This is a genomic window from Nocardia brasiliensis NBRC 14402 (assembly GCF_000308475.2).
In the GTDB taxonomy this organism is placed as follows: domain Bacteria; phylum Actinomycetota; class Actinomycetes; order Mycobacteriales; family Mycobacteriaceae; genus Nocardia; species Nocardia brasiliensis.
Genome location: NZ_BAFT02000085.1, coordinates 24075 through 30074, shown reverse-complemented (window position 1 = coordinate 30074; position 6000 = coordinate 24075). Strand labels below are relative to the sequence as shown.

Sequence of the window (6000 nt, the reverse complement as noted above, 5' to 3'; positions counted from 1 at the left end):
AGACCCGCCTCGAGCAGACCATCGCGTTCCCGGTCGGAGTAGGCGAACTCGGGATCGGCACGCTGCCACTTGAGCTTGTACAGCGGCGGCTGGGCCAGATACACGTGCCCCTGCTCGACCAGCGGGCGCATGAACCGGAACAGCAGCGTGAGCAGCAGCGTCGCGATGTGCTGACCGTCGACGTCGGCGTCGGCCATCAGCACGATCTTGTGGTACCGCAGCTTGGCGATGTCGAACTCGTCGTGGATACCGGTGCCGAAGGCGGTGATGATCGACTGGACCTCGTTGTTCTTGAGGACTCGGTCGATCCGCGCCTTCTCGACGTTGATGATCTTTCCGCGCAGCGGCAGGATCGCCTGGTACATCGAGTCGCGGCCGGATTTGGCCGAGCCACCGGCGGAGTCGCCCTCGACGATATAGATCTCGGACTTGCTCGGATCCTTGGACCGGCAGTCGGCCAGCTTGCCCGGCAGGCCGCCGAGATCGGTGGCGGACTTGCGGCGCACCAACTCTCGCGCCTTGCGCGCGGCGACCCGGGCCTGCGCGGAGGAGACCGCCTTGTTGACGATGGTCTTCGCGTCGGCCGGGTTGGCCTCGAACCAGTGCGTGAGGTGCTCGTTGCACGCCTTCTGCACGAACGACTTGACCTCGGTGTTGCCCAGCTTGGTCTTGGTCTGGCCCTCGAACTGCGGCTCGGAGACCTTCACGCTGACGATCGCGGCCAGACCCTCGCGGATGTCGTCGCCGGTGAGGTTGCCGTCCTTCTCCTTGATCAGCTTCTTGTCTTTGGCGTACTTGTTGACCACCGTGGTCAGCGCCGCGCGGAAGCCTTCCTCGTGCGTGCCGCCCTCGTGGGTGTTGATCGTGTTCGCGAAGGTGTGCACCGACTCCGAATAGCCGGAGTTCCACTGCATCGCGACCTCGAGCTCGTGACCGGTGCCCTTGCCGGTGAACCCGACGACGGAGTTGTGGATCGGCTGCTTGGTGCGGTTGATGTGGCGGACGAAGTCCTCCAGACCACCCGGGTAGTGGTAGGTCCGCGTCTTGACCTTGTGCTCGACCGGCGCCGCCGCGGCGTCGGCCTCGGCATGCTTGGGCGCCTCCGCGGTCTCGCTGACCACGTCGTCGGTGATCTCGGACTCGCTGACCCGCTCGTCGGTGAGGGTGATGGTGAGTCCCTTGTTCAGGAACGCCATCTCCTGCAGTCGGCGCGCGACCGTCTCGAAGTTGTAGGTCGTGGTCTCGAAGATCTCCGGGTCGGCCCAGAACCGGATCGTGGTACCGGTCTGCTTGGACGCCTCGCCCTGCACCAGCTTGCCGGGGATCGAGTCCTTGTACGACTGGCTCCAGTGGTAACCGTCGCGGTCGATCTCCGCCTCCAGCCGGGAGGACAGCGCGTTCACCACGGAGATGCCGACGCCGTGCAGACCACCGGACACCGCGTAGGAGTCGGAGTCGAACTTGCCGCCGGCGTGCAGCTGGGTCATGACCACTTCGATGGTCGGGACGCCCTGGGCGTGCATCGCCACCGGGATACCGCGGCCGTCGTCGACCACCTCGACGCCGCCATCGGCGAGCAGGGTCACCTCGACCTTGGACGCGTATCCGGCCATCGCCTCGTCGACCGAGTTGTCGACGACCTCCCAGATCAGGTGGTGCAGACCACGCTCACCGGTGGAACCGATGTACATGCCGGGACGCTTGCGGACCGCCTCGAGTCCTTCGAGGACCGTGATGGACGAGGCGCCGTAATCCGCCTTGCCCGAGTTAGCGTTGGTCGAGCCCGATGCGTTGGAGTCGTTGGCAGCCACTGGTCGGTAGCTCTCCTTACTTGCTGATCCTCCTGGCGAGGCACTGCACAGCACACGGTGGTCCCTGGCCATTCCACCGGGGAAATGTGGGGCCACGCGAGCTGTACGGAACGCGCCGAAGGTGATCGCCGCTAGTTACGTCACCATCCTACTGGTACAGCCAACCTACAACGCACCTACGACACCCCTGACAGCTCCGTGAATGCGAGAAATCGGACCGCCGCGAGTCTGTTCCGCCTTTTAACGCTTTCGCTCGACTCTGGGAGCAATCGGGCGGTGCTCGCCCGGTACCCGCCGAACCGCCGGGGACACCGCCTCGGCACACCACCGGTTTCCGGGTCGGCGACGGTAGCCAGCGGGTTACCGGTGCGGACCACGATGCTGCGAAAACCCCCGTCGAAAACCCGTGAGCGGGCACGACAGGTAAAGCCTAGTCCGTACCGCCCGCGGTTCGCCGGACTCGGCCAACTTCCGTCACATTGACGAAATCGGTTGTCCCGGCGCGCGATCCGGCACCGTTTCACGTGGAACGCGGCGGGCTATCCGTAGGTGTCGCGCGGGCCGCGACCCCTGATATGGCGCTCCCCCTTGCGCCAACTCGGCGCCGCGGGGCCGGTGATCTTCAGCGAGGTCACCACGCCGGGACCGACCGCGGCATTGATCTTCGCCAGGATCTGGCTCTGCAACATGCGCAACTGCGTTGCCCAGGCGGTCGACTCGGCGGCGATGCTCAGCACGTTGTCCTTCAGGGTGATCGGCGTGGCGTGCGCGGCGATGTCCTCGCCGACCACCCCCGCCCAGCGCCCGAACACCATGCCCTCGGCGACCTTGGCCGACCAGCCGCGGCTCTTGGCCAGCGCGCCGGTCAGCGCCGCGAAGGTCTGGGGATCACGCTGGTCCGGCCCCGCACCCGACCAGCCGGACCGGCGCCGGGTGCCGGTCCGGAGGCGGCGCTGCGGCGAGGAACGCCCCTGCCCGACGGATTTACCGCTCGCCTTCGCCGCCGCGCGGGCCTCCTCGAGCGCGCGCCTGGCCAGGTCGATACCGCGTAACTCCGGCTCTGGACCTGCCGGTTCGGCGCCCGGTTGCTGCGGATCGGTCACCAAGGCTCCTCACGTTCTCGTCGGTCACGGCCTGAGTCACTCTACGACAGGGCACCGACGCAGACCGGGCGGCGAACAGCGTCGAACGACCGCGGACATTCCGGTCGGCGAGTTCTCCACAGGAACCTGTTGATAACAGGAAAACCTGTGCAGAAATTCGAATGTGTTTGCCTTTCGCGCGCACGCGGGGACACGAAAGCGCTTGTCACTGGGCAGGTGTGGCCGGTTCGCCGAGCTGTGAGGTACGCCCGTCCGGTCCACCGTTCGTCTCCACCCGCAGCGGCACCGCGGCCAACTCGGCCGGCACATCCTCCGGCACCGCGGCCGTGATCAGCACCTGTTCGGCACCGGCCGCGACCGCGGCGAGCGCGGTACGCCGACGCCGGTCGAGTTCGGCGAACACGTCGTCGAGCAGCAGCACCGGTTCGGATCCGTTGGCGCGCAACAGCTCGAACGCGGCGAGCCGCAGCGCCAGCGCGTAGGACCAGGATTCCCCGTGGCTGGCGAACCCCTTGGCCGGCGCGCTGCCGAGATTCAGGTCGAGTTCGTCGCGGTGCGGACCGACCAGGCACACACCACGTTCCAGCTCCCGGGGCCGGGCCGCCGCGAGTTCGCGCAACAGCACCGCCTCCAGCGCTTCGGTGTCGTCGGCCTGGGGTTCCCTTGCGGGATCGAGGAATTCGGGCGGCAGGCTGGCACTGCGGTAACCGATTGTGGCAGGCCGGGATTCGGGCGCGATCGAGGCGTACGACGTGGCGAGGTACGGATACAGCTCGTGCACCAGCTGCAGCCGGTGCGCGAGCAGCACCGACGCGTGCGTGGCCAGGTGCCCGTCCCACACGTCCAGGGTGCTCAGATCCGCCTTCGACCTGGCTTGGCGCCCAGCGGATTTCAACAGTGCGGACCGTTGCCGCAGCACGCGGTCGTAATCGCTGCGTACCGCGGCCAACCTGGGCAGGCGGGTGGTGCACAACTCGTCCATGAACCGGCGGCGCTCGCCCGGGTCGCCCCGGACCAGGGCGAGGTCCTCGGGCGCGAACAGCACGGTCTGCAGGATGCCGAGGATCTCGCGGGTCCGCCGGACCGGTGACCGGTTGATCTGGGCGCGATTGGCGGTGCCCTGGTTGAGCTCCACGTCGATGCGCAGTTCCCGGCCGGTGTTGACGACGGAGGCGCCGATCCGGGCACGTTCGGTGCCGATCCGGATCAGCGGCGCGTCGGCGGCGACCCGATGCGACCCGAGGGTGGCCAGGTAGCCGAGCGCCTCGATCAGGTTCGTCTTGCCGTTGCCGTTCGATCCCAAGAAAACCGTTCGGCCTGGGGATAATTCGAGTTCTGCATGATGCCAGGAACGGAAGTCACGCAGGGACAGCGTTCGAACGAACATCCGCTATCTGGCTCCTGCCTGCAAGAGTTCGGCAGATTCGACCTGCGCGGCCAGCATCGGCGCAGGTGCCGAGGTGTTTGCTGGCCATCCACAGCACTGCGTGAGCCTGTGGATGAAATGTGTCCTCGCCCACCCTCGGCCCGGCGAATCGCGCAGTCGCGCTACCGGTTCGACGGTGCTTGGGGGTGGCTGTGGACGACCGCCGAGGGCCGGCCGCCGGTGCCGCCGCCAGAACTGGCGAGCACAGACGGCCGAACCCCGTTCGCGATCACGCACCTGCGCTCAGCCCGGCAGCCGGACCGGCATCAACAGGTAGATGTACGGGCTGTCCAGCGCCGCGAACGCACCCGAATCGAGGGCCTGCGGCTCCTCTTCGGAGGCGGGCAGCAGCACCGCGGGACGGCTGGGCGTGGTGAACCCGAACGTCACCCGGTCGGCGTGCAGTGCGGACAGGCCGTCGATGAGGTAGCCCGGATTGAACGCGATGGTCAGGGATTCGCCGCGGAAATCGGCCTCCAGCCATTCCTCGGCGCGGCCCGCGTCGTCGCCACCGGCGGACAGTTGCAGGCCCTCTGTGGAGAACTCCAGCCGCACCTGCGCGCCCCGCTCGGCGACCAGGGCGACACGCTTGATCGCTTCGGTCAGCACGGACACCTGGAGGGTGGCGATGGAGGTGTGCTCCTTCGGCAGCAGCTGACGGAACTTGGGGAATTCCGCGTCGAGCAGCCGGGTGGTGGTGCGGCGGCCCGCGTTCACGATGCCGAGCAGCCCGTCCGAACCCGCGCCGGTGCCCAACGACAGCTGCACCGGGGCATCGGAGGCCCCGAGGGTCTTGGCGGCCTCGGACAGCGTCCTGGCCGGGATGAGCACCGCGGTCTCGATGTCGGCGTTGGCGGGCTTCCACTCGATGTGGCGCACCGCGAGCCGGAAGCGGTCGGTGGCCGCGAGCACCACCTTGTCGCCCTCGATCTCGACGCGGATGCCGGTGAGCATGGGCAGCGTGTCGTCGCGGCCCGCGGCGACGGCGACCTGGCCGACCGCGCTCGCGAAGACATCCACACCGAGTTCACCGGTCTGCTGCGGGACCTCGGGAAGCTGGGGATAGTCCTCGACCGGCATGGTCGGCAGCGAGAACTTCGCGCTGCCACAGGAGATCAGCACCCGGGTGCCGTCGACGGATACGTCGACCGGCTTGTTCGACAACGCCTTGGTGATGTCGGCGAGCAGCCGGCCGGACACCAGGACCTCGCCGGGACCGGCGACCTCGGCCGCGACGCGCATCTGCGCGGAGACCTCGTAGTCGAAACCGGAGACGGTGAGCCCGCTGTCGTCGGCGACGAGCAGCACGCCGCCGAGCACCGGGACCGGAGGCCGGGACGGGAGGCTACGTGCCACCCAGGCAACGGATTCCGCGAAGTCCTCACGGGCGACCCGAAACTTCATGCTTGCAAGCTCCATCGCCCGATCAGTCCTCTCCCAGTTCCGTGAGCTGTTGTGCAGTGGCCGGACATTGGTCCCTCCAAGCCTTTCGGCTCGATCAGCGTTTGGTTCGCGAAGGGTGCTGGATCGGCCGCCATCAAAAGTGTGGCACAGGCGACCGACACCAAACCGTACCCGCGACTGCGCCCGTGGCCTAGTCCGACCCTCCGGGGGTCGGTGCGCTGTGTGTCGAGAACTTGTCGGTGGGTGCGAGTAGGAA

General features: G+C 67.7%; 4 protein-coding genes. All 4 read right to left on the bottom strand.

Annotation, left to right across the window (positions count from 1 at the left end; all coding sequences use genetic code 11):
* The coding region (locus tag TY25_RS30520; RefSeq protein WP_042261880.1) for a DNA topoisomerase subunit B at positions 1 to 1811 on the bottom strand (1811 nt) is incomplete at its 3' end.
* A gap of 539 nt (positions 1812 to 2350) precedes the next feature.
* Complete coding sequence (locus TY25_RS30515; RefSeq protein ID WP_042261891.1) at positions 2351 to 2914, bottom strand: DUF721 family protein; 564 nt, start codon at positions 2912 to 2914, stop codon at positions 2351 to 2353.
* Between the two features lie 205 nt (positions 2915 to 3119).
* Positions 3120 to 4301: a DNA replication/repair protein RecF gene (gene recF, locus TY25_RS30510; protein ID WP_042261878.1), complete on the bottom strand. Its 1182-nt coding sequence runs from the start codon at positions 4299 to 4301 to the stop codon at positions 3120 to 3122.
* A 282-nt stretch (positions 4302 to 4583) separates the two neighbouring features.
* Positions 4584 to 5759, bottom strand: coding sequence for a DNA polymerase III subunit beta (gene dnaN, locus TY25_RS30505; RefSeq protein ID WP_029900112.1), 1176 nt, complete (start codon positions 5757 to 5759; stop codon positions 4584 to 4586).
* Positions 5760 to 6000 lie beyond the last annotated feature (241 nt).